We start from the raw sequence: 24,100 nt of genomic DNA, 5'->3' as shown, positions 1-24,100 counted from the left end.
CCACTGCGGGAGTCGTCGAGCCGAACCACCCGTCGAGCCGATCGTGAGGATCGTATGCCCTCGAATTTCGCGCTGAAGGCCATGAATACGGCGCATCGCGCGCTGTTGAAGATCAGCTTCGGGAAGCTGGGCAACGATTTCTCCGGCATGCCGTCGCTCGAGCTCACCACCACCGGCCGCAAATCGGGTCGGCCGCACGCGGTGATGCTCACGGCGCCGATCGTCGACGGCGACACCTACGTCGTGGTCGCCTCCCGTGGCGGCGACCCTGTCCATCCGGCGTGGTTCCTGAATCTGCGCGACAACCCCGATGTGCTCGTCTCGGTGCGCAACGGCCCGAAGCTGCCGATGACGGCGCGGGTGGCCACCGCCGAGGAGCGGGCGGCGCTGTGGCCGCGGGTCACCGCCGCGCAGCCGGTCTACGCCGGTTATCAGACGAAGACCACGCGCGAGATCCCGCTCGTACTGCTGACCCCGAAGGGCTGACCGCTGCCGTTCAGGCGCGATAGTTGCGCAGCACCGCAGCGAGGCACCCGGCCGCGGCGAGTGCGCCAGCGGTGAACATCGCCGGATAACCGAGACCGAACGTGTCGTGCAGGAACGAAAGCAGGGCCGGGGCGCCGAATCCCAAGTAGCTCGCCGAATAGAACACGGCGGTCAGCCCGGCCAGATCGTCCGGGCGGGCGATGCGTTCGATCTCCTGCAGCCCGGCCACCAAGCCGATGCCGTATCCGGCTCCCAGCACCACGGCGGCGGCCACCGTCGCCCACAGGGTCAGCAGCCCGGAAGCCGTCGCGGCCAGCGCCATCCCGACCGTGACCGCGATCAGCGCGGCGGCGACCGCCCGCGCGGTGCCCGGCCGGTCGATCCGGCGCGCGACGGACTGGACGGCGAATCCGCAGCCGAGGGTGATCACGCAGATCATGGCGGAGAAGGCGATCGGCGCCGCGCCGACCCGGGGCGCCATCAGCGCGGGCAGCACCGCGTACGCCGCCGCGGCGGAGGTGAACAGCCACAACGCCGCAGGCAGCGCCACCGCGCGGAAGCGGCGGTGGCCTGCGGCGGGAATGCGCAGGTCGTCGCGGAGACTGCCCGGATTCCGTCGCCGGGGCACGGTTTCGGGCGCACGCCGCACCCACACGGCGGCGACCAGGCACAGCGCGACGTTGATCAGGTACGCCAAGGTGTTCGGCCACGGCGCCCACTGCGCGAGCACACCGGCGCAGCAAGCGCCGATGGCGAAGCCCGCGGTGAGGCTCATCGCGGAGCGACGCGCGCCCGTGCCCGCGGCAAGCCGCGGGCCGTGGGGAGGTTGCGCCAGCTCTTTGAGCCAGCTGCCGCCGACCGCCATCGCCAGCCCGAGCGCGACGCCGCACAGCACCCGTGCCATCGACATCAGCGGCACCGACGCGGACCCGAACGCGAGCAGCAGTGATCCGGTCGCGGCGATGAGCGGTGCAGGCCGCAGCAGGGCGCGGCGGCCGTAGCGATCCGACAGCGGGCCGCCGATCAGCAGCGCGGGCACGATGCCGAGCACGTAATAGAACAGCAGCAGGTCGACCGTCGTGGCCGCCAGTCCGTTGTGCTTGTACATCACCAGCAACGGCGTGAATTCGTTGCCGCCCCAGGCGATCGCGAACATCGCGGCGGCGACGCCGCGCCATCGGCTCGGGACGGCCAGGTCTCGGGGCGCGGTGACGGTGAGTGTCGCCATCACCGGCCTCGTAGTTCCAGTTGGTGCACGCCGGAAAGATGCTCGACCAGCGCGGCGGCGAACCCGTCCACGTCGGAAGCCGCGACCAGGTCGGCCAGTCGCGCGTGCTGCTCGATGATCCGGGTGATGTCGACCGGGCCGCGGCGCAGGGCGACGCTGTTCATCCGGCGCTGGCGTTCCCGCAGCGAGTCGTAGAAGCCCGACAGCAGCGGATTGCCGCCGGCCAGGACGTAGGTGCGGTGGAAGTCGGTGTCGGCGAGCGCGAAGCCGTCCAGATCGCCCGCGGCGGCCAGTTCGCGCTGCCGCAGGATCGAGGAACGCAACGCTTCGACCAGCATGCCGGTGTCTTTCGCGGTGGCGCCGCGGACCGCGGCCGTCTCCACCACGTACCTCGCGTGCGCGACGTGCTCGGCCTCGTCGGGCGGGATCGGAACCACCAGAGCGCCGCGCTTCGGGTACAGCTTCATCCACCCTTCGGTCTCCAACCGCAGGAACGCCTCGCGCACCGGCGTGCGGGAGGTGCCCAGGTCGGCGGCGATCTCGCCCTCGCTGATCAGCTCTCCGCCCGCGAGCGCGCCGGACAGGATGCGCTCCTTCACGGCGCGATAGGCCTGTTCAGCGGATGAATACGTCTTAGACACAAGTTGTATCTTACGCCCGGGTGCGCGGTGGATATATCGAGGGCCGGCTCCTCGGGCTGGCAGGTCTTCGACGGAAACGGCCATGTCGTCCTCGGCGGCGACCGCCGAGCCCTGACCACCGGAGGCCTGTTCGTAGTGTCCTGGTGGTCCAGTGGTCCGACTGCGGGCATGCGCCCGTGGCGAACACACCGCAACCGCCGATCCAGAGCAACATCAGGCAGTAGCAGGCCTTGTGGGTGTCGGTTCTCGCAGGTGCGCACTACGGGCCCCGTGGGCTCTGGTCGGTCCCACCAAACGTTTCTCACTGCCGCGGCCGGGCCGAGACAAAGCAACTGCGGCACGGCTGTGGGCCGAAGCCGAAAACCTGACCGGCGTCTCCGCCGAAACCATCGAATAAGCACCCGGCCCGGCACATTCAGGTGCTGTCGGCCTGCACCCGCCGAGGACCCCACATCAGCCCCGGCCGCGCCGTAATCGAATCATCGGGCCGCCCAGTACAGAGAACGATCAATACGCGGCGCGGAGGACCGATCATGATGCGGCGGGGACGGCCGACCAAGACGCGGGTACGGACCGCCGATCGGGACGCGGCATGCGGCAGCGCGTACCAGTCGGGACGGTGCGACGCGACGCCGAGCGCGAACCGGGCCGCGTATTCGGGCACGCTCGCGAGGCTTTTCGCCGGAGCCGGTGCTTCCGATTCCGGCGCGATGTCGTGCAGGTCGGACTAGCGGTTCGAAAGGGCCGCCGGTCGCGGATGCGGGCGCGCCTGCTCGAGCTGCGCGGCGACCGGAAGAATCGCCGTCTCGCCGTTGGTGGGGCCGACCAGCTGCACCGACAACGGGAGGCCGTCGTCGCCGACGCCCGCGGGCAGCGAAGCTGCGGGGTGGCCGGTGACGTTCCACAGCTCGGTGTAGGCGACCATCGGGATCGATGCGAGCTGAGCGCGTACCGTGTTCGCGCCGTCGAGCACGCCGAGCAGCGGCGGGCGGATCGCGATGGTGGGCGTCAGCAGCAGATCGCATTCGGCGAAGACGCGGTCCATCTTCCGCGTCAACGCCGCTCCGCGCCGGATCGCCCACTCGACGACCGGCCTGCGCGCCCACGCGCCGACCGCGACCGTCTGCTTGGTGCGGCGTTCGAGTAGTTCCGGATGATCTATTTCGGCCAGTTCGGCGCGCACCCCGCCGAAGAACTGTGGGAAGAACGCGTGCATGGAATCCGGGTAGCGCACATCGATCTCGGCCACCGTATGCCCCAGTTCGGTGAGCAGTTTCGCGGTGTCGCGGATGGCGCGCACGTGCTGCGGATCGAGTTTCACCATCAGGGCGTGCGGTTTGGTGCTGTAGCCGATGCGCAACGGCCGGGCCGGCTCGCGTGCCGCCGCCTCGAAGGAGGTCGCCGGTTCCGGCGCGCGGAAGCGGTCGGTGGGAGTGCTGCCGCGGATGACGTCGTAGACGACGGCGGAGTCCAGCACGCCGCGAGTCAGCGGCCCGGCGGCACCCAGCGCCCACCACAGGTGCTCGTTCGGGGCGATCGGCACGCGCCCGCGCTGCGGTTTGAGACCGAACAATCCGCAGCACGCCGCCGGGATCCGGATCGACCCGCCGCCGTCGCCGCCGAGCGCGACCGGCACCAGCCCGGCCGCCACCGCGGCGGCGGACCCGCCGCTCGATCCACCCGCGGAGCGGCTCGGGTCCCACGGGTTGCGGGTCACGCCGAAGGTGCTGGATTCGGTGTACGGCCACTGCCCGAATTCCGGCATGGCGGTCTTGCCGACGATGATCGCCCCTGCCGCGCGCAGTCTGCGCACCACCTCCGCGTCCGCCACGGCGGGCGTGGCGTTCGCCCTGGTGCCGAAGGTGGTCACCACGCCGGCGACATCGAACTCGTCCTTCACCGCGACCGGAATTCCGTGCAGCGGGCCGACCGCCTCGCCCGCCGCCCGCTCGCGGTCCCGCTCGACGGCCGCTGCCCTGGCCTCTTCGCGCAGGACATGGGTGAAGGCGCCGAGATCCGCCGCCGCGTCGATTTCGTCGAGTGTCGCCTCGACCAGTTGCTCCGCCGAGAGGGCGCCCTGAGCCAGCAACTCGCGCTGTTCGAGCACACCCGCCGACACGACCTCCCGCAGATCCATCCGCCACCGCTCCTTCCGAGCCGCGCGACGACGCGGCTGTCGCCGATGCCGACGTTCTCGACCGTATGCACTCGAGCGGCCGTTCCGCAATGGGGTACCCGGCCGACGACGGATCAGGAAGCCGCTGAGCCTTCCGCAGCGGCGGGCCGGGCGCGCTCGAGCCTGGAATGGGTGCGCGAGTAGGTGAAGTAGACGATCAGACCGACGACCAGCCAGATCACGAAACGCGCCCAGGTCTCCCACGGCAGCGACCAGATCAGGTACACCGAGAACCCGATGCCGATCAGCGGCACCACCGGCATGAACGGCAGACGGAACTCGCGCGGCTCGTCGGGGCGGGTGCGCCGCAGCACGATCACAGCCACCGACACCACGATGAACGCCATCAGGATGCCGATATTGGTCAGCTCGGCCACCACGGTGATGTCCAGCAGCCCCGCCATCAGGGCCGATCCGATGCCGACGATCCAGGTCACCCGGGTCGGCACCTTCCGGACCGGATGGGTCTTGGCGAACCACTCCGGCAGCAGCCCGTCGCGGCTCATGGCGAACCACACGCGGGTGACGCCGAGCATGAAGGTGAGCACCACGGTGACGATGCCGATGATGGCCCCGATCGCGATGACGTTCGCGACGCCAGGCTGCCCGACCGACTCGAACGCGGTGGAGAACCCGCTGGTCGGGCTGATCTCGGTGTATTTCTGCATGCCGGTGAGCACCAGGGTGGCCAGCACGTACAGGACCATCGCGATGGCCAGCGAGTAGAGGATCGCCTTCGGCAGATGCTTCTTGCCCTCGGTGGACTCCTCCGCGGCGGTGCTCATCGCGTCGTAGCCGAACACGGCGAAGAAGACGGTGGCCGCGCCGGTCCACACCGCGCCCGTGCCGAACGGGAAATACGGGGTGTAGTTGGCGCTGTCGATGTGGAACACGCCGAGCACGATGATCAGCACGACGAGGGCGACCTTGATGCCGACGGCGACGGTCTCGAACCGTCCGACGCTGCGGATGCCGCGCGAGAGCAGCCAGGCCGTGCCGAGGCAGAACAGCACGGCGAACACGTCGACGACGTGTCCTTCGCCGGTGCCCGCCGCGCCGAGCATCCAATCCGGCAGTGCGATATCGACCTGTTCCAGCAGGAATTTGAAGTAGCCGGAGACGCCGATGGCCACCACCGCCGCGACCGCGACGTACTCCAGCAGCAGATCCCAGCCGATGAACCAGCCCGCGATCTCGCCGAGCGACACGTATCCGTAGGTGTAGGCGGACCCGGCCTTGGGCACCATCCCGGCGAACTCGGCGTAACACAGCGCGGCGGCGGCGCTGGCCACGCCCGCGATGAGGAACGAGATCAGCACCGAAGGCCCGGTGACCGAGTGCGCCACCGCGCCGGCCAACGTGAAGATGCCCGCGCCGATGATGCCGCCGACACCGATCGCGGTGAGCTGCCACAGGCCCAGCGATCGCGACAGCTGCTCGTCGGCCGCGGCGGCTTCGTCCTCGACCTCGCCGAGCGGCTTGCGGCGCGTCATCTGGGCTCGTAACTGCGCGAGCGACATACGACTCCTGTGTTGAATTCGCCGCGAACGGCGGATGCTCGGTCTCGCTTCGCTCGAAACCGTAGGTTCCGCCAGTATGGTCGCGTGGCGTCGCACGTGGCGGCGAAAAGCACGCCAATCCTGGTTACTCGGTTCGGGTGGGCGGCCGACCGACCACAAGTCTTCCTCCGGCCGCTGATCGCTCCAAGCGCTGCCTCGTTACCCGCGTTGCGCCCGCGTCACCCGCGTCGCGCCGCGCCATCGGTGCTGCTGCCGGTGTCGCGCGCGTCATCCCCGTTGCGGCTGCGCCACCTTGCCCGCGTCACCCGCGTTGCGCCGCGCCACCGCACCGTCCCCCCTCAGCGGTCGCGGCCGAGGGAGCGCAGGAAGAACGCGATGTTGGCCGGACGCTCGGCCAGCCTGCGCATGAAGTAGCCGTACCACTGGTCTCCGTAGGGCACGTAGACGCGCAGCGTGTGGCCCGCTCCGGCGAGGCGGCGCTGTTCGGTGTCGCGGATGCCGTGCAGCATCTGGAATTCGAAGTCGCCGGATTTGCGGCCGCTTTCCCGCACGTGGCGCAGCGCCGCGTCGATCAGCGCGGGGTCGTGCGTGGCGATCATGGGGTACCCGTTGCCCTCCATCAGCACCCGCAGGCATCGCAGGTAGGACTCGTCCACCGCGGAGCGGCTCTGATAGGCCACCGAGGCGGGTTCGCGATAGGCGCCCTTGCACAAGCGGATCCGCGAACCCGGGCCCGCGATGGTGCGGCAGTCCTCCTCGGTGCGTTTGAGATAGGCCTGCAGGACCGTGCCGAGCCACGGGAAGTCCACCCGCAGTTCGCGCACGATCGCCAGCGTCGCGTCGGTGGTGGTGTGGTCTTCGGCGTCCACGGTCACCCAGACCCCGGCGGCCTTGGCCGCCGTGCAGATCTCGTAGGCGTGCTCCCTGGCGATGGCGTACCCGTTCTGGGGGAGCGACTGCCCGAGCGCGGAGAGTTTCAGCGACACTTCCAGTCGCGGCACCGGCGGGTTGTCCACGGCGCGCAGTTCGGCCAGCGCCGACAGCAGTCGCAGGTAGTGCGCGACGGTTCCGCGGGCGCGGTCGAGGTCGGTGGTGTCCTCGCCGAGATAGTCGATGGTCACCGAGCGGCCGGAGCCCAGCAGCGCGGAGGCCGCGGCGACCGCGTCGCTCTCGGTCTCGCCCGCGATGAAACGGTCGACCAGCTTCTTGGTGGCCGGCATGCGGGTGATCGCGCGCTCCATGCGCGGGGAACGGGAGGCCGCCAGCACGGCGGGCCGCAGCAGTCCGGAGAAGGCCATCACAACTCCTGGTGCGGGTAGCGGTGGTCGGTCGCGGGAACGAAGGTTTCCTTGATCGTGCGAGCGGAGGTCCAGCGCAGCAGGTTCTGTGCCGAGCCTGCCTTGTCGTTGGTGCCGGAGGCGCGCGACCCGCCGAACGGTTGCTGGCCGACGACCGCGCCGGTGGGTTTGTCGTTGATGTAGAAGTTGCCCGCCGCGAAGCGCAAGCGCTCGGTGGCCGTAGCGATCGCCGCGCGGTCCCGGGCGATGACCGAGCCGGTCAAGCCGTAGGGCGAACCACGGTCGATCAGGTCGAGCACGGACTCGAACGCGCCGCGCACCGAATCGTCGTAGACGTGCACGGCCAGGATCGGGCCGAAGTACTCGGTGCCGAACGCCTCGTCGGCCGGGTCGTCGCCGAGCAGGACGGTCGGCTCGACGAAATAGCCGACGCTGTCGTCGGCGTGGCCGCCCGTGGCGATGGTCAGGCCCGGCGTCGCTTTGGCGCGCGCGATGGCGTCGGCGTTTTTGTCGAAAGCCCGCCGATCGATGAGGGCTCCACCGAAGTTGGCGAAGTCGGTCACGTCGCCGTAGCTGAGCGCGGACACCCGGTCGATGAACTCGCGGCCCATCCGGTCCCACAGCGATCGCGGCAGGAAAGCGCGCGAGGCCGCCGAGCACTTCTGGCCCTGGTAGTCGAACGCGCCGCGGATCAGGGCCGTGCTCAGCACGTCCGGATCGGCGGAACTGTGCGCGACGACGAAGTCCTTGCCGCCGGTCTCGCCGACCAGGCGCGGGTAGGAGTCGTACCGGTCGAGATTGGCCGCGACGGTGCGCCACAGGTGGCGGAAGGTGGCGGTCGATCCGGTGAAATGGATGCCCGCGAGCCGGTGGTCGGCCAGCGCGACCTCCGACACCTCCTGGCCCGCGCCGTGCACCATGTTGATCACCCCTGGCGGCAGGCCCGCCGCCTCGAGCAACGCCATCGTCCAGTACGCCGCCACCGATTGGGTGACGGCCGGCTTCCACACCACGGTGTTGCCCATCAGCGCGGGCGCGGTGGGCAGGTTGCCCGCGATGGCGGAGAAGTTGAACGGCGTGATCGCGTAGACGAATCCCTCCAGCGGCCGGTAGTCCATCCGATTCCACATCCCGGGCGCAGAGATCGGCTGATCCGCGAGGATCCGGCGAGCGAAGTGCACATTGAACCGCCAGAAGTCGACCAGTTCGCACGGGGTGTCGATCTCGGCCTGGTAGGCGGTCTTGGACTGGCCGAGCATCGTTGCGGCGGCGATGGTTTCGCGCCACGGCCCGGCCAGCAGGTCGGCGGCCCGCAGGAAGATCGCGGCGCGATCGGCGAAGGACAGCGCGCGCCACTCCGGGGCCGCCGCGGCCGCCGCCGCGATGGCGTCGTCGACATCGCCCGGTCCGGCCGTGGTGAGCGTGCCCAGCACGGCGGCGTGCCGGTGCGGCTGCACCACCGTGACGCGCTCGCCCGAGCCGTGCCGGTGCGCACCGCCGATGACGTGGGTGACCTCCGTCGGGGTCGCGGCGAGTTCGGTCAGCTTCGCGCGCAGGCGCTCGCGTTCCGGCGTGCCCGGCGCGAAGCTGCCCACGGGTTCGTTGACCGGCGGGGGCGGGGACACGACGGCATCCATGGGACCTCCCAGATGACAGATGAATTTTCGGTAGTGAGAAGTCAACGCCGGAAAACTGCCCGGATAATGAGCCGATTGGACAAAGATGAGGCAAGTGCGTTGTCGAGTTGGCCGAAGGACGGAAACGTGGGCCGGGATGGGGACGAGGTCGCCGCGGACATCGACCTGTTCGCGCTGGCGCAGATGATCGCGGACAACGCGGGCGCGATGGTATCCATTGAGGATTCGGGGTCGCACGTGCTCGCGTACTCGGCGTCCGACGAGACCGCCGACGAGTTGCGGGTGCGATCGATCCTGGGCCGGGAGGGGCCGCGGGAATACCTGACCCTGCTGCGGCAGTGGGGCGTGTTCGATCGGCTGCGCGACACCGACGAGGTCGTCGACGTGCCAGCGCACGACGAACTGAACATCAAGCGCAGGCTGGTGATCGGCATCCGCGAGCCGGCGGACGCGCACGCGCGCGCCCCGCGCATGCTCGGCACGATCTGGCTGCAGCAGGGCGATCGGCCGTTCCACCCGGACGCGGCGGAGATCCTGCGCGGCGCAGCGGCCATCGCCGGACGACTGATCTCCCGCAACCTGGACGCGCCGACCACCGAAGCGCTGCTGGCCCGTCGGCTGTTCGGCGCGGGCGGGGCTGCGGTCGACGCCGCGGCGGTGGCGAACGCGCTGCACCTGCCGCCGACCGGTCCTGCCGCGGTGATCGGCTTCGCGCTCACGACGGGCGAGCAGGCCCCCGGCGTCGAGCGGTCGGCGCTGGGCGGCGTTCTTCGATTGCGCGCCAGTGCTTTTCGCGCCGACTCGGTGACCGCCGCGATCGGTGACCGTGTCTACGTGCTGCTGCCCGGCTATCGATCGGCGCAGGCCGTGACCGCCTGGACGCGGCAGCTGATCGAGCAACTCGAAGCGAAGCGGTCGCTGTCGCTGCGGGCCGCGATCGCCTGTCCTGTACCCGATCCGGGGCGGGTGGCCGACGCGCGCGCCGAGGTCGATCGGGTTCTGGACCGCACGGCCGGATCGCCCGCGAGCCGGGTGACCACCCTCGCCGAGGCGCGTACCGCGGTGCTTCTCGGCGAAGTGCTCGATCTGGTCGGAGCACGGGCGCAGCTGCGCGATCCGCGGCTGACCGCACTCTTCGACTACGACCGCAAGCACGCCGCGAGCCTGCGCGAGAGCGTCGAGACCTACCTGCGCGAACACGGCGACGTGCGCGCCGCCGCCGCGGCCCTGTGCGTGCATCCGAACACGCTGCGCTACCGGCTGCGCCGGGTCGAGGACATCCTCGGTATGGACCTCGACGACCCCGCCGACCGACTGCTGCTGGAGATCCAGCTCGCCCTGCACCGCCGCCCGGGCTGACGACGGCTTCTGCGCGGTCGCGACCCACCGAGTCGTCTCGGCCTCGACCGTCGCGAGCAGCGGGGCGGTTTCGAACCGGCACCGGCGAGTCGGCCGGAGCGAATCGGCGGCCGACCGGGATACGTCTGCCGGGCGGGTCGCCGCGCTCTACAGTTGAGCGCAGGAACCCGGGTCACGGCCCTGGGAAGGCGTTCGGCTCGGTCCGCGCCGGACACCCTCCGGGTCCCCGTCACGGAGGACGAGATGACGACGCGACGTCAGATGCTCGAGGTGGGGTCGCGATTCGGGCCGTATCGCCTGGATCGCCTGATCGGTCGTGGCGGCATGGGGGAAGTGTTCGAGGCCTACGACACCGTCAAGGACCGCGTCATCGCGCTGAAGGTGCTGCCCGAGCGGTTGCACGACGACCCGGTGTTCCGGGAACGGTTCCGGCGCGAATCGCACGTCGCGGCGCGGCTGCAGGAGCCGCACATCATCCCGATCCATGACTACGGCGAGATCGACGGCAGGCTCTACATCGATATGCGTTTGGTCCGCGGCGACAGCTTGCGCGCGTTGCTGAAGGCGCAGGGGCCGCTGGAGCCGGAACGGGCGGTCGCGGTCGTGCGGCAGGTCGCCGCTGCGCTGGACGCCGCGCACGCCGACGGCCTGGTGCACCGCGACATCAAGCCGGACAACATCCTGCTCACCCCCGACGGCTTCGCCTATCTGGTGGACTTCGGTATCGCGCAATCGGCCACCGGGGACAGTCTCACCGGAACCGGCTCGGCGATCGGGTCGTTCCACTACATGGCGCCGGAGCGGTTCCATTCCCGCACGGTCACCCCCGCCGCCGACATCTACGCCCTGACCTGTGTGCTGTACGAATGCCTGACCGGTTCGCGGCCCTACCCCCGGGACACCGAAGCGCAGATCATCTCCGCGCACCTGTTCGAGCCGCCGCCGCAGCCGCACGCGCACCGCCCCGGACTGCCCGCCCGGCTGGACGACGTCGTCGCGCGCGGCATGGCCAAAGATCCGCAGACGCGCTACGGCACCGCGGGCGAACTCGGCGCGGCCGCGCAGGCGGCGGTGGTGGCGGGCCGGGCCACGGGGCCGTCGGAGCCGCCCCCGGCCGTAGAGGCTTCGGCCGGTGCGGATGGCCGCGACGACGGGCCGACGGCGCCGGGACTGCACCGCTCGGGGCGGCCACACCGCCGTCGGCTGCTGCGCATGCTCGCCCTGCTGTGCGTCGTCCTGCTCGCCGCCGCGATCGGCTTCCTGGGCTGGGAGCTGATCCGGCCGACCACCGGCACCGCCGTGCCGGACGCGAGCGCGCCCAACGGCCAGGACATCGAGTTGCTGTCGCTGGTCGGCCCCTCTGGTTACAAACGCGCGAACTGCGTGCACGAGAACCCCGACGCACCCAGCGTCGCCGTCGTCTTCTGCGCGGCGAATCCGGCGGCGAGCGATCCGGTGGCTCGGTTCCTGCGCTTCCGCACCCCCGACCAGATGCGCGGCTACACGCAGTCGTTGCTGGCCGGCCTGCAAGGACACAGCTGTCCGGGAGACCCGCCGGGGTCGGACGGGCCGATGCTGCGCGACGGCGTGGAAGTCGGCCGCAAGGCGTGCTTCGAGAGCAAGATGGACGATCCCGCCGCGCCGCGGCCCGCATTGCTGCTCACCGACGAGCGGATACCGGCCGCCGCGGTGTACATCTGGAATTCCGACGAGCAGCCTTACCGCGACTATGCCGCCGTGCGCAACCGCCTCGGGTTCCGCACCGCCGACCTCGCCCGGGATCCGGACTATTTCACGCCGGCCGATCGCGCCGTGCTGAACCATCTGGCCGGTGATTTCGGTGCTGCCAATTGCCGCCACGCCGACCCGCCGCCCGGTCCGGTGGCCGCGGCGCTGGCCTGCGGCACGAAGGCCGGGTTTCCGTCCGCGGAGTTCTACGGCTTCGCGAGCCAGGAGTCCGCGACGTACCTGTACGAGGCGGATCGAGGGCAGTTCTCCGGCCATGTCTGTGGTCGCGGCGACCAAGGCGACGATGTCTGGCGACAGAACGGCAACGTGCTCGGCCGCTACTTCTGCTATCCGAACACCGACCCGGCGCTCGGGCCGAGCTGCCTGATGCTGATCCACCAGAAGTTCGCGATCATCGGTCATTTCTGCACATTGCGCGCCGATCATCCGGAACCGGGTCCGAAGACCGAAGCCGACCTGACGGCATGGTTCCACCGGTATTTCGGCTAGTGCCTCGCCCCTCGGTCTGTGCGGTGCTCGGGCCGATGCCTAGGCGAGGAACCCGATGTATCTTCGGACGGGGAATGCGCGACCCCGTCCGGCCGCATCGCCGGGCGGGGTCTTGCCATGCGCTCTCTCGCGGACCAGCAGCCGAGCGCGGCCGCCCGCCACGCGGGGTCGGTGGTCGCGCGTGAACTGCGCGACCACCGGGGCCGCGGCTATGCGGCACCCGCCGTCGGTGGCCATGCGCACGCTATCGGCGGACGAATTCCGACTGTGCGGGCCTATCCCGGTGCGCCGGAGCGGATGCGTCTCTGGGTATTCACCTCGGTGTGGCGCACGGACTGGGAAGTGCCGACCCGGTGGCCAGATCGCAGACGGCGCCGGTGAATATCTGCAAGGGCGCGGTGACCAGGAGTACGAGAATCCCGATGACGTCACCGCGCTGGAGGAAGTACACGGCCGATTGCGCCGCCGCCGCGCCGGAATCCACCGCGGACGAGCCGGTTCCGGCTGCGACCGCGGTCGCCGGGGTGGAGCTGGTCGGTTCGGCGGTCGCACCGGCTGCGGTGGCGACGAGAGCCGCCGCCGCGACCGAGGCGGCGGCGAGGCGAAGGGGCGTACGCATCATTGCGCTCCTCTGTTGAAGAATTGTCGTTGACATAGTAGCGAGAGTTTCGTCCGGGTGTGCGCGAGATCGCGGAGCAAGTCTCGCCGCTTGCGGTCAGGATCTTCCGGTGGATTGCTGGCCTCTGCTGCGCAATCAGGACCAATCCGCACTCTGAAGCCCTACATGCGGCGGAAGGGAAGTCGCCCGACGGCATATCGCATGTCAAGTGAAGGCGCACTTCTGATAGAGGAATGAGTCATCACTTGATGGAGCTGCTCGCCCAGCGCGTGAGCCTGCGCGCGCAGAACGAGAAGCCGCCGAGCTACCGAGCGCCTGAGTCGCGTCGCGGGTGTTCGATGACGTTCGTCGAGCTCGGTAAGGGGGTCGTCGGTGATCCTCGCACTCAGGCCTGGCCTGCCGGCTGCTTCGGAAGCAGGAAGACGACGATGCCCGCGATGACAGCGATGACGAACGTCGCGAAAGATGCGACGGCGAAGGCGTGGCCTGCGGCGGCAACCCTGCCGACTTCCGTGGGATGGAACGAGCTGAAGTAGACCGCTCCGATAACGGCGACGCCCAGCGCCCCGCCGCACTGCTGGGCCGTGGACAAAGCTCCCGACGCCACACCGGCGGACTCCGGCTTCACGCGACTCAGCACCGTGTTCAGCGCCGGTGTGATGACGAGTCCGCCGCCGACGCTTTGCAGTACGAGGGTGGGGATCACGAGCAGCGGGGTGATCCGCGGGCCGGACACCAGCAGCAGGCCGGTCGCCAGATAACCGCTCGCCAATATGAGCGCCCCGATCTCGAGGACACGTCGGCCGTATCTCGGGATGATCCGGCTCGCCACCATGCTGAACACGAAGAATGCGATGGCTGCCGGCGTGTAGACCAGGCCCGCGCCGAGCGCCGACATATCCAGGCCTTCTTGCATCGTCACCGACAAGGCCAGGTAATAGGAGTAGATCAACGCGTACAGCGCGAGGACGAGAACGATACCGAGCGAGAACGAGCGCTGTCCGAACAGCGTCAGCGGTACCAGCGGATCCCCGCCCCGCTGTTCCAGACGTCGCTCGAGCGCGACGAACGAGCCGAACGCGACCGCGCTGCCCGCGAAACACGCCCAGACCCACCCCGGCCAGCCTGCCTCCTGCCCTTGGATGAGCGGGAGTGCCAGGAGGAAGAGTGCCGCGCTGAGCGCCAGCACCCCGGGCATGTCCAGCTTGCGGGTGACGGCCGAGCCTGTCTCCGGCACGTATCGCACGGCGAGCAGGAGCATGGCGATTCCGATCGGCGCGTTCACCCAGAACACCAGGCGCCAGCCGGAGTCGAACAGGTCGGCGCCGATCAGCAACCCGCCGATGACCTGCCCGCCGATGGTGGCCATCCCCATGACGATGCCGAGCACGCCATATACGCTGTGCCGCTTCGCTGCCGGTACCAGCACCGTGACGTACGCGAACACCTGGGGAACCATCAGTGCGGCTCCCAGGCCCTGGACGACACGCGCCGCGATGAGGCTGCCCGCGTTGGGTGACAGCGCGCAAGCGACTGACGACAGCGTGAACAGAGCCACCCCGAGAAGGAAGATCCGCTTGCGGCCGTACATGTCGGCCAGGCGAGTTGCCGTGATGATGAAGACCGCGTAACTCAGTTGATAGCCCGCCAGCACCCACTGGACATCGCCGTCGGACGCGTGCAGGTCCACCGCGATCGATGGGCCCGCGACCACGACGATGAACGAGTCGAGGACCGCCATGAACAGGGCGGTCAAAAGGATGGATACCGTCATCCACGCAATCGCGTCCGCTTCCGCGGCCACTACCGGCCGACTGGCCGTTTGCCGACTACTCGCCACGATGAGAGACCTCTTCATTTGCCGGTGCCCAGGGAATCAGCCAGCTTCTTGACCACCTCGGCCGCCATGACGGCCTGACCCGAGGTCGAGAAGTGGATGCGATCCGCACTGAGCAGGTTGTCGCGGTCGTTGACCGGGTGGTCCCACATGTCCACCACGATGGCGTCGTATTCCGAAGCCAGCCCGCGCACGATCTCGTTCACCGCGGCCACCCGCTCCGCCCAGTCGGAGAAGACCGGGACGACATACGCCCTGCCGAGCGTGAAAGTTGTCAGCAGCGCGCCGGTCCCCTTCGCCAGGTCGTACATCTGCCGAAGCGTTCGCTCTATCTCGCCGAAATCCGGCCTGCGCCGCACGATGTCGTTGGCCCCGCAGGGCAGGTGGAGCAGGTCGGGGGAGAACTCGACCATGCGGGCCGCCTGCTTCTCGAGCGTCTGGGCGGTGGTCGCTGCGTTCTCGGAGACGTTGAGGTAATCCAGATCCGGCCGGACGGATCGCAGGACACCGGCAACCCGATCCGACCAGCCCTGATCCTGGTAGCCCGGGGTGGGATCGCCGATTCCCGCCGAAAGACTGTCGCCGACAACGGCGTACCTGCCCCACGGGGCCTCGGCCAGCATTGCCACGGCATCCGCCTGATCCAGGCAGAACGGGTCGGTCTCCTCGGTGAAGACGCTGTGCTCCATGGGGAAAAATATACGGTCGGCCGTATGCATTTAGCAAGATGTCGTGTCGGCGCTCGGTCACGGTTGGAGATACAGGCGCTCGTGGGGCATGCGCGGATAGGTAGATGTAGCGCGCAGATCGACGGTCGCATCATCGGCGTAGCGATGGCTTCGGTTCAGACACCGCCGACGCGCTGGCCGATGAGCGCGGGGGTATCAGCAGATCCAACGGGGTGATCTCGTCAGCGGCGGAGGTATTTCGATGATCGGGTCGAGCACCGCGGCGGCATAGAGCCGCCCGGCGTGGGGCGCTGCGGCGGTGCGGGCGCTGGTGATCAGGACATAGATCACCTTCGCCATCACATTGGCGCGGGCGGCCTCGGTCATCCCGTCGCGTACCGCATCCCCGGTAATGGTCACCAGCGTGCCGATAACCTCGGTGAGAACATCGAGTTCGGCGGCGGAACGCTCGGCCTCTCGATCGCCGCTCACCGGGAGAGCCGCAGTGGTCGATCCGGCACGGGAACCCTCGACTACATGTCGCTCGGTGCGGCGGATATCCAGCGGCGCTTGGCCGTTGACCTGGCGGTCCTGCAACAGCAGTTGGACAGTCCGCAGATGTGGGGAGCTGCTGCCCGGCTCATGCTTCCGGCCGAGTTGCCGCGCTTCGCAACGCATCTGGAGATGCATCGCGGTCTGATGCTGGTCAGAGCGGGTGATCGAGCCGAAGGAATTCGGACCGCACGCAGCGCGATGGACGCCCTTCCGCTCGAGAAACATTCCGTGACCCTGCGGATGCTGATGGACGAGATCGCCGGTTCCGGCGATGGCGCAACCCGAGCGCTTCGCAGGTCAGTGTACTCGAGACTTTCGGGCTATACCGAGGTGTCGCGCCCCGATTCGCTCGTCCAGCGAGCGCGCAGTCTTGCCCCCGCATTCCGACCTGGTCGCCGCACCGCGGTTCGCGGGACTATTCGGTCGAATGTCCGGCGTCACCGCCGCCGTCGAGGTGTCGACGTGCTCGCGCCGTATTGCCCCACCAGCGCGATACCTACGCCGATCATGAAAATCACGAATCCGTTGGTGGCATCGTTCATGTGGCCCGGAGTGTGCTGGGCGATCGCGATCGCGCCGATTCCCCAGCCGATCACGCCGATTGTCGTGCCGATCCAGAGCAGGACCTTGCTCCACAGCGGCGCACCCGACAGATCGCCCGGCGCCGGGGAATCATAGGTGGTGTTGTAGACATCGTCGCCTGCGGTCAGGCCGTCGCCGCCGGTGACGATCCGGCTGCCGTGGGTGGCGGTGTTGATGACGGTCGGGCCGTTCATCCGATCGAGTCGGTCGCGAAGTTCGGTGAGTTCGCGAGCGAATTCGGCGTCGGCGGCCGCCGCGCGTTCGATCTCGTCGGCGAGTTGGCGGCGTGCTGCCATGCTGCGCGGGTTCCGGTCGAGGTCGTCGAGTGCGCGTCGGCCCAGTCTTCGTGTGACCGCGCCGGTGAGAGCGGTCAGTCCTTGATCCAGCGACCGGTCGACGAACCGTCCGCCCGCTGCGCCCAGTGCCGCGGCCACGTATGCGGCAACGACCATTCCGTCGATCATGTCAGCCTCCTGCAAAGCCGCCCCGGCAGCATAATCATCTCATCGAACGAACCGCCGGTGTCGTTTCAGGTATTTCGACCCGAAAACCAGTTCACCGGGTTCCGGTAGGTCTACGCGGTAGCGGGCCGCGTGCCAGAAGTCGAATTCGATCGCAAACCGCAGATATCGACGATCCATACCCGCAGCTATGCGTCCATCTGATTCGTGAGAATGTTTGGCTCAGCGGTCCTCCAGCTGAACTGCCGCATTTATTACCGCATCGAACTTCTCTACTGCCGATCGCACTCCTCGCACGGGCGTTCCGCCGGCCGCAGGGAGCGTCCGAGTCGCGAACTACCGGCGGCGTCTCGGTGCCGATGTCCTCGCGCCGAGCTCGGCGAAGGTCATGAGCACACCGCCGATGAGAAAGCATGGCGCCAAGCTGAATTGCTCGGACACCGAAGCGCCCTGGGACATACCGATCAGCCCGCCCACGAAGCCGATGCCGATGAACGCCAAGCCGATCCACAACAGCACTTTGGTCCACATCGGAGCACGGGACAGATCTTCGTCCGAGGCGATGTCGTAAACCGTGTTGTGAATGCTTCCTCCCGCCGTGATGCCTCTGCTGCCGGTGACGATCCGGCTGCTGTGGGTCGCGGTGTTGATCACGGTCGCCCCGTTCATCCGGTCGAGCGTCGCTTGCAGGGCCGCGAGGTCGCGGGCGAATTCCGTGTCGCCGACGGCCGCCCGTTCGATCTGATCGGCGAGATGGCGGCGTGCCGCCATGCTGCGCGGGTTCCGGTCGAGGTCGTCGAGTGCGCGTCGTCCGAGCCTGCGTGTGACCGTGCCGGTGAGCGCGGTCAGTTCTCGATCGAGCGGCCGGTCGATGACCTGTCCGCCGGTTGCCCTGAGCGCCGCGGATACATAAGTGGCAATGGCCATTCCGTCGATCATGTCAGCTTCCTCCGCAGCCGCCCCGGCAACTCGATCGTCTCATCGAACGAACCCCGTGCGGCGTTTCAAGAATTCTCGTCGTCGGGCGCGTCGCTGTCGCCAGGCGCCGCTTCGTGCTATCGAGAACAGATGACACCGACGCGGTCCTTCTACGATGTCGTGATCGTCGGTGGCGGGCACAACGGTTTGGTGGCCGCCGCGTATCTGGCGCGGGCCGGGCGGTCGGTGCTGGTGCTCGAGCGCCAGCCGCACACCGGCGGGGCCGCGGTGTCCGAGCGGGTGTTCGCGGGCGTCGACGCCAGGCTGTCGCGGTACTCGTATCTGGTGAGCCTGTTACCGCGGTCGATCGTGACGGATCTGGGCCTGCGGTTCCAGACGCGGCGGCGGGCGGTCTCGTCCTACACGCCGATGCGGGAAGGGGGTTTGCTGGTCTCGTCGGCGCACGCGCGCACAGCGGCGAGTTTCGCGCGGCTGACCGGGTCGGACCGGGAATTCCGGGCATGGCAGCGCTTCTACGCGACCACGGGGCAATTGGCCCGGCGGATCTTTCCGACGCTGACCCTGCCGCTCCCGTCGAAGGAGGCATTGCGGCACATCGTGGACGATGCCGCCACCTGGGAAGCGCTGTTCGAGCGCCCCTTGGGCGAGACGATCGAGTCGGCCTTCGCCGACGACACGGTGCGCGGCGTGGTGCTCACCGACGCGTTGATCGGCACGTTCACCCACGCGCACGATCCGTCGCTGCGGCAGAATCGCTGCTTCCTGTATCACGTGATCGGCGGCGGGACCGGAGACTGGGATGTGCCGATCGGCGGCATGGGCGCGCTCACCGGCGCGCTGGACGCCGCCGCCCGCGCGGCGGGTGCGGAGATCGTCACCGGCCGCGAGGTGGCGAGCATCGAAACCGACGGCGCCACAGCGGAAGTGGGATACCAGGACGGGAAGATCGCGGCGCGACACGTCTTGGCGAACGTCGCGCCGTATACGCTCGCCGGGTTGCTCGGCGAATCTCTGCCGCCGAAGCCGGAAGGCGCGCAGTTGAAGATCAATATGCTGCTGAGCCGCCTCCCGCGATTGCGCGACGCCGAAGCCGATCCTCGCGAAGCGTTCGCCGGGACGTTCCACATCGGTGAGTCGTACGCCCAACTCGACCGGGCCTACGGCGAGGCCGCGATCGGCCGGATTCCGTCCGCGCCACCCGCCGAAATCTACTGCCACACCTTGTCCGATCCGACGATTCTGTCGCCGGAGCTCGCCGCCCGAGGCGCGCACACCCTCACCCTGTTCGGACTGCACGCTCGTGCGAAGCTGTTCGCCGCCGACCACGCTTCAGCGAAAGCCGAGTTCGTGAAAGCCACCCTGGTACAGCTGGATTCGGTACTGGCCGAGCCAATCGCCGACTGCTTGGCGAGAGACGAGAACGGAGTGCCGTGCCTGGAGGCGAAGACGCCCGTCGAACTCGAGCGCGAAGTCGGCCTGCCCGGTGGGCACATCTTCCACCGGGATCTGGCCTTCCCTTACCTCCCGGACGACGCCGACCCGGCCGACCCAGCCGCCCGGTGGGGCGTGGCGACCGGTCACCGCAATGTGTTCCTGTGCGGTGCGGGCGCCATCCGGGGCGGCGGCGTGAGCGGGATTCCCGGGCACAACGCCGCGATGGCCGTGCTCGACGCCGGTCAGGCGGGCTGACCGCGCAGCGCGATCTTGGCGGCGCGCCCCGGCGTCTCGGTGGCGACGGCGGCGTCCGCCGCGGCGTCCAGCGGGTAGGCGGCTTCGACATCGAGCCGCAGCTCACCGCGGGCGGCGAGATCGATCAGTTCGCTGATCAGCCGTCCGCGCTGGTCGGCGCCGATCTCCTCGATCCGCTTGGCGCCCCAGAAGCCCTTGACCACGGCTTGGCCGAAGATCAGGTTGCCCGTATCCAGCGTCAGCGGCTTGCCCGAGAGCGCGCCGAAGGAGATCAGTTGACCGCCCGGCGCGAGCAGTGCCAGCTCGTCGGCCGCGGCGCGACCGCCCACCTGATCGACGGCCCGGAGGATGGGCGCACCGGAGGTGGCCGCTTCGACCTGGTCGCGCCAGCCCTCGCTCTCGGTGTCGAGCACCGGTTCGTAGCCGAGTTCGCGCAGCGCCGCGACAGAACTCGGACCGCGCACGAGGTTCAGCACGCGCAGACCGCGTTGCCGGGCGAAGACATTGACCAGCCTGCCGACCGCGCCGTTGGCGGCATTGATCGCCAGCCATTCGCCGGCGCGCAGTTCGAGGTCCTCGATGAGCATCAGCGCGCTCAACGGCATGGCCAGCAGCTGGGCCGCGGTCTCGTCGGAGACCGTGTCGGGCAACGGGACCACCTGGCGGGCCGGGACCACGAAGTACTCGGCCCACACGTTGATCGCGCCGGACACCGTCACCCGCCGTCCGACCGACATATCGGTGACGCCGGGGCCCACCGCGTCGACGCGCGCGACCGCCTCGCTGCCCGGGATGGCGGGCAGCTCGGGCCGGTAGCCGTACACGCCGCGCACGATGGCCAGATCGTGATTGTGGATCGGCGACAGGATCAGCGCCAGTCGCACCTCGCCAGGACCTGGCTCGGGTACCGGGCGTTCGGCGACGGTCAGTACATCCTTCGGTTCGCCGAACCGTTCGATGACTACGGCACGCATATCCGCTCCTTCTCGATCAGTCGTCGGCGATGAGAACCTGGACGTCGATGTTGCCGCGGGTCGCGTTGGAATACGGGCAGACCTGGTGTGCTTTGTCGGCGAGCGCTTGCGCGTCCTCCCTGGACAGGTGGGGGAGTGACACCTCAAGGGTAACCGCCAAGCCGAAGCCGCCCGCGTCGTTCGGCCCGATCCCCACCTTGGCGCCGACCGCGGAGTCGTCGATGTTCGCCTTGGCCTGCTTGCCGACCAGCCGCAGCGCCGAATGGAAGCACGCGGCGTAGCCGGCCGCGAACAGCTGCTCGGGATTGGTGCCCTCGCCGTCCCCGCCCATCTCCTTGGGCGCCGACAGGTTCAGGTCGAGCTTGCCGTCGGTGGTGCGTGCGCGGCCGTTGCGGCCGTCGCCACTGGCCAGGGCCTCGGCGGTGTAGAGGATCGGCATGTCATTCTCCTTCGTTCAGCTGGGACTTCAGCGAATCGGTCAGTCGGTGCAGGATGTCGCGCAGTGTGGCGATGTCGTCCATGGACAGGCCGCTGGCCTCGGCCATCCTGGCCGGGATGTCGCCCGCCTCGGCACGCAGCGCGCGCCCGCGGTCGGTGAGCCGGATATCGACGCGGCGTTCGTCGGCCGCCGAGCGCCGCCGCTCGACCAGGCCCGTCGCCTCCAGCCGCTTGAGCAGCGGCGAGAGCGTGCCGGAGTCCAGGTCGAGCGCGTGGCAGACGTCGCCGACGCTGCGTTCGTCGCGTTCCCAGAGCGCGAGCATCACCAGGTACTGCGGGTAGGTGAGCCCGAGCCGTTCCAGCTTCGGGCGGTAGACCGCGGTCATCGCCCGGGACGCCGCGTACAGCGGGAAGCAGAGCTGCTCGTCGAGGCTCAGGTGATCGGTCATGAGCAATAATGTAGTGAGCAATTGAGTTGTGCACAACCAAATTGATGGTCGTGCTCGTCACATCAGGACTGCCGACGGCGAAGCTCAGCGGGCCGGGAAGCGAAGGACGCGGTCGTCACCGCGGGCGGGGTCGCCACGGCCGTCGGTGTTGGAGGTCGTGAGCCACAGCGCTCCGTCCGGCGCCACCGTCACGGTGCGCAACCGGCCGTAGCGGTCGCGCAGTGCGGCGCTTGGCGCACCCACCCGGCCGTTCACCAGCGGCACTGTCCACAGTCGGCGGCCGCGCAGCGCGGCGACGTACAAGGTGTCTCCGGCGATGGCGATGCCAGAGGGTGAGGCTTCCGCGGTGGTCCAGGTCAGCGACGGATCGGTGAAGCCGCGCTCGGCCCCGCCCGAACCCTCGACAGCGGGCCAGCCGTAGTTGCGACCCGGCTCGATCAGATTGATCTCGTCGAACCGGTCCTGCCCGAAGTCCGCCGCGAACAATCGGCCGCCGGAGTCCCACGCCAGGCCCTGCACGTTGCGGTGGCCGAGGCTGTAGACCGGTGAGCCGGGATACGGATTGCCCGGAGCGGGGCGGCCCTCGGGAGTCAGCCGGAGGATCTTCCCGTTCGGGCTCGCCGGATCCTGCGAACGTCCGGATTGCCCCGCGTCGCCGGTGCCGGCGTAGAGCATGCCGTCCGGGCCGAACGCGATCCGTCCTCCGTTGTGGTCACCGGCCTTCGCGATCCCGTCGACCAGCACCTCCGGTGGGCCGTCGAGCCGGAACCGGACGATCCGGTTGTCCGTATCGGCGGTGAGATAGGCGTAGACATAACGACTTTCGGCGTAGTCCGGCGCGACCGCGAGCCCGAGCAGTCCGCCCTCGCCGCGGGCGGAGACGCCCGGCACCTGGTACACCTGTTGCGGCGCACCGCCCGGCGCGACGCGCAGGATCCGTCCGGAGTCCCGCTCTGCGACCAGTGCCGCGCCGTCGGGCAGGAAGGCCAGCCCCCAGGGCACGTCGAGGTTGCCGGCGACTTCCTCGGCGGCATCGAGGTCGGGCCGACCGGCGGGATCGCTCGGCGCGGCGGTGGTTTCCGCCGCCGCGGGTGTGCTGGTGCGCGCGGTCGACGCGTCTTCGCCGCACGCCGTCAGCGCCGTCGCGAGCAGGAGTGCGGCGATCGCCGTGCACGAGCGGCGCGCATGAAGCCGTTCCGGTGCCGGCAGCCTGCCCTCGCGAGCGTGCGCGCGCCGAACTGCCCGGTTGGGGTCGGAGCTCATGGAAGGGCTCCGGACAACGGGGAAACGTCCCGACCCGGTGCGCATCAGCCGAGATACGTTCCGTACCAGTCCAATACGCGACGCCAAACCTCGGTGGCGGCCGTGGCGTTGTACCGCTGACCGGTGTCGTTGAAGAAGGCGTGGTCGGCGTCGGGCGCGGTGAAGATCTGGTGCGGGTTGCCCGATCGGGCCAGTGCCGCTTCCGCGGCGGGCCGCGAGGCGTTGACGCGGGCATCGGCCGCCGCGTAGACGCCGAGCACCGCCGCTTTCGAAGCCGACAGATCGCCGTTGTCCGGGAACGGTCCGTAGAACGGTGTGGCCGCGGCCAGCGGCGACGGGCCGGAGGCCAGCAGCAACCAGGTCAAACCGCCGCCGAAGCAGAAACCCGTGGTCCCGAGCTTCTTTCCCTCGACCCGCCGTCCGAGTTCGTCCAGCCCGGCACGCAGGTCGGCGACGAGTTGGTCCTGCGGGATCCGGCTCAGCTCGGCGGTCGCCTCGGCGGGATCGGTGAACGTCGCGGTGCCGCCTCGCGCCGACAGCAGATCGACCGCGAGCGCGGAGTACCCCGCCCCCGCGAAACGACCTGCCACCGAACGGATGTGGTCGGTGAGGCCTTTGTTCTCGTGGATCACCAGCACCCCGCCCCGCGGTTGCGGCGCCGCTGCCCAGGCGGCTTGCAGCGTGCCACGGGGACCGGCGAAAGTGACGGCGCTCGTCGGAAGAGCGGCGGCGGACCCCGGTGGTGTCGATGGCGACGTCGGCGTGGAGTCGGTGATCGGGGTATCGGAGTTCGCGCAGGCGGCGAGCAGGGCGGCGGCGGCCGTTGCGCCGAGCCCGAGCAGCCCCAGCCTGCGCAGTGCCTCCCGCCGGGGGAGCAGGCCGTCCGCGTGATCGGCCGCGATCTCCTCCGCGATGTAGCGCTGCAGCGGCGTCATGTGCTCCACCCTAAGAGCATGTCTCACGTGGCTGATTTGGCGAGTTTCTTGTAGCAGGTCAGGGCCGCAGCGAGGGTGAGGAAGGCGAGGAAGTGGGTGGCCTTGCGG

General features: G+C 69.2%; 21 protein-coding genes. 4 read left to right on the top strand and 17 right to left on the bottom strand.

Annotation, left to right across the window (positions count from 1 at the left end; translation table 11 throughout):
- Positions 1-54: 54 nt before the first annotated feature.
- Complete coding sequence (locus tag ACWDMM_RS21835) at positions 55-486, top strand: nitroreductase family deazaflavin-dependent oxidoreductase (protein WP_195081638.1); 432 nt, start codon at positions 55-57, stop codon at positions 484-486.
- A gap of 10 nt (positions 487-496) precedes the next feature.
- Here the strand turns inward: ACWDMM_RS21835 and ACWDMM_RS21830 are convergent, their stop codons facing one another.
- From ACWDMM_RS21830 to pruA, 6 genes are all read right to left on the bottom strand, one after another.
- Positions 497-1,714 (bottom strand): MFS transporter, encoded by a 1,218-nt coding sequence (locus ACWDMM_RS21830; RefSeq protein WP_449939134.1) that lies wholly within the window; start codon positions 1,712-1,714, stop codon positions 497-499.
- Positions 1,714-2,355: a GntR family transcriptional regulator gene (locus tag ACWDMM_RS21825; protein ID WP_195081640.1), complete on the bottom strand. Its 642-nt coding sequence runs from the start codon at positions 2,353-2,355 to the stop codon at positions 1,714-1,716. The genes ACWDMM_RS21830 and ACWDMM_RS21825 overlap by 1 nt, the downstream gene beginning before the upstream one ends.
- Before the next feature lie 727 nt (positions 2,356-3,082).
- Complete coding sequence (locus ACWDMM_RS21820; protein ID WP_195081641.1) at positions 3,083-4,492, bottom strand: amidase; 1,410 nt, start codon at positions 4,490-4,492, stop codon at positions 3,083-3,085.
- Between the two features lie 113 nt (positions 4,493-4,605).
- Positions 4,606-6,051 (bottom strand): amino acid permease, encoded by a 1,446-nt coding sequence (locus ACWDMM_RS21815; protein ID WP_195081642.1) that lies wholly within the window; start codon positions 6,049-6,051, stop codon positions 4,606-4,608.
- Positions 6,052-6,389: 338 nt separating this feature from the next.
- Positions 6,390-7,349 carry a proline dehydrogenase family protein gene (locus ACWDMM_RS21810; RefSeq protein WP_449939129.1) on the bottom strand — a complete coding sequence of 320 codons (960 nt, stop codon included), beginning with the start codon at positions 7,347-7,349 and terminating at the stop codon, positions 6,390-6,392.
- The gene (gene pruA / locus ACWDMM_RS21805; RefSeq protein WP_195081644.1) at positions 7,349-8,986 is read right to left on the bottom strand and encodes an L-glutamate gamma-semialdehyde dehydrogenase; all 1,638 of its coding nucleotides are present in this window, start codon (positions 8,984-8,986) and stop codon (positions 7,349-7,351) included. Before pruA ends, ACWDMM_RS21810 begins: the two co-directional genes overlap by 1 nt.
- Positions 8,987-9,112: 126 nt before the next feature.
- Here pruA and ACWDMM_RS21800 point away from each other — a divergent pair, with 126 nt between their 5' ends.
- A complete protein-coding gene (locus ACWDMM_RS21800; RefSeq protein ID WP_449939127.1) occupies positions 9,113-10,345 on the top strand; it encodes a PucR family transcriptional regulator in 1,233 nt (410 codons plus the stop codon).
- A gap of 243 nt (positions 10,346-10,588) precedes the next feature.
- Positions 10,589-12,583, top strand: a complete 1,995-nt coding sequence (locus tag ACWDMM_RS21795; protein WP_449939124.1) for a serine/threonine-protein kinase — start codon at positions 10,589-10,591, stop codon at positions 12,581-12,583.
- Positions 12,584-12,896: 313 nt separating this feature from the next.
- Here the strand turns inward: ACWDMM_RS21795 and ACWDMM_RS21790 are convergent, their stop codons facing one another.
- From ACWDMM_RS21790 to ACWDMM_RS21765, 6 genes are all read right to left on the bottom strand, one after another.
- The gene (locus ACWDMM_RS21790; RefSeq protein ID WP_195081647.1) at positions 12,897-13,202 is read right to left on the bottom strand and encodes a hypothetical protein; all 306 of its coding nucleotides are present in this window, start codon (positions 13,200-13,202) and stop codon (positions 12,897-12,899) included.
- A gap of 385 nt (positions 13,203-13,587) precedes the next feature.
- A complete protein-coding gene (locus ACWDMM_RS21785; RefSeq protein ID WP_449939122.1) occupies positions 13,588-14,976 on the bottom strand; it encodes an MFS transporter in 1,389 nt (462 codons plus the stop codon).
- Positions 14,977-15,056: 80 nt separating this feature from the next.
- Positions 15,057-15,728, bottom strand: coding sequence for an SGNH/GDSL hydrolase family protein (locus ACWDMM_RS21780; protein WP_357206351.1), 672 nt, complete (start codon positions 15,726-15,728; stop codon positions 15,057-15,059).
- Between the two features lie 195 nt (positions 15,729-15,923).
- Positions 15,924-16,199, bottom strand: a complete 276-nt coding sequence (locus tag ACWDMM_RS21775) for a hypothetical protein (protein WP_357106331.1) — start codon at positions 16,197-16,199, stop codon at positions 15,924-15,926.
- Positions 16,200-16,699: 500 nt separating this feature from the next.
- Entirely contained in the window at positions 16,700-17,308 is a 609-nt protein-coding gene (locus ACWDMM_RS21770) for a hypothetical protein (protein ID WP_195081652.1), read from the bottom strand.
- A gap of 333 nt (positions 17,309-17,641) precedes the next feature.
- Complete coding sequence (locus ACWDMM_RS21765; RefSeq protein WP_357462285.1) at positions 17,642-18,244, bottom strand: hypothetical protein; 603 nt, start codon at positions 18,242-18,244, stop codon at positions 17,642-17,644.
- 129 nt (positions 18,245-18,373) lie between these two features.
- Between ACWDMM_RS21765 and ACWDMM_RS21760 the strand changes: the two genes are divergently transcribed.
- Positions 18,374-19,933, top strand: a complete 1,560-nt coding sequence (locus tag ACWDMM_RS21760; RefSeq protein ID WP_449939117.1) for a phytoene desaturase family protein — start codon at positions 18,374-18,376, stop codon at positions 19,931-19,933.
- On the opposite strand, the gene ACWDMM_RS21755 is transcribed toward ACWDMM_RS21760, so the two are convergent.
- From ACWDMM_RS21755 to ACWDMM_RS21735, 5 genes are all read right to left on the bottom strand, one after another.
- Positions 19,921-20,907 (bottom strand): zinc-binding dehydrogenase, encoded by a 987-nt coding sequence (locus tag ACWDMM_RS21755; RefSeq protein WP_195081654.1) that lies wholly within the window; start codon positions 20,905-20,907, stop codon positions 19,921-19,923. The two genes, ACWDMM_RS21760 and ACWDMM_RS21755, sit on opposite strands and share 13 nt — an antisense overlap.
- Before the next feature lie 16 nt (positions 20,908-20,923).
- Complete coding sequence (locus ACWDMM_RS21750; RefSeq protein ID WP_195081655.1) at positions 20,924-21,346, bottom strand: organic hydroperoxide resistance protein; 423 nt, start codon at positions 21,344-21,346, stop codon at positions 20,924-20,926.
- A 1-nt stretch (position 21,347) separates the two neighbouring features.
- The gene (locus ACWDMM_RS21745) at positions 21,348-21,794 is read right to left on the bottom strand and encodes a MarR family winged helix-turn-helix transcriptional regulator (protein ID WP_357106341.1); all 447 of its coding nucleotides are present in this window, start codon (positions 21,792-21,794) and stop codon (positions 21,348-21,350) included.
- A gap of 84 nt (positions 21,795-21,878) precedes the next feature.
- On the bottom strand, positions 21,879-23,057 hold the full coding sequence (locus tag ACWDMM_RS21740) for a PQQ-dependent sugar dehydrogenase (RefSeq protein WP_449939111.1): 1,179 nt from the start codon (positions 23,055-23,057) through the stop codon (positions 21,879-21,881).
- A 44-nt stretch (positions 23,058-23,101) separates the two neighbouring features.
- Positions 23,102-23,992 (bottom strand): dienelactone hydrolase family protein, encoded by an 891-nt coding sequence (locus ACWDMM_RS21735; protein WP_449939108.1) that lies wholly within the window; start codon positions 23,990-23,992, stop codon positions 23,102-23,104.
- Positions 23,993-24,100: the final 108 nt, after the last annotated feature.

This window comes from Nocardia sp. NPDC003726, assembly GCF_053586955.1.
The sequence above is the reverse complement of the archived record's forward strand: the minus strand, read 5'-3'. Positions and strand labels throughout refer to the sequence as shown.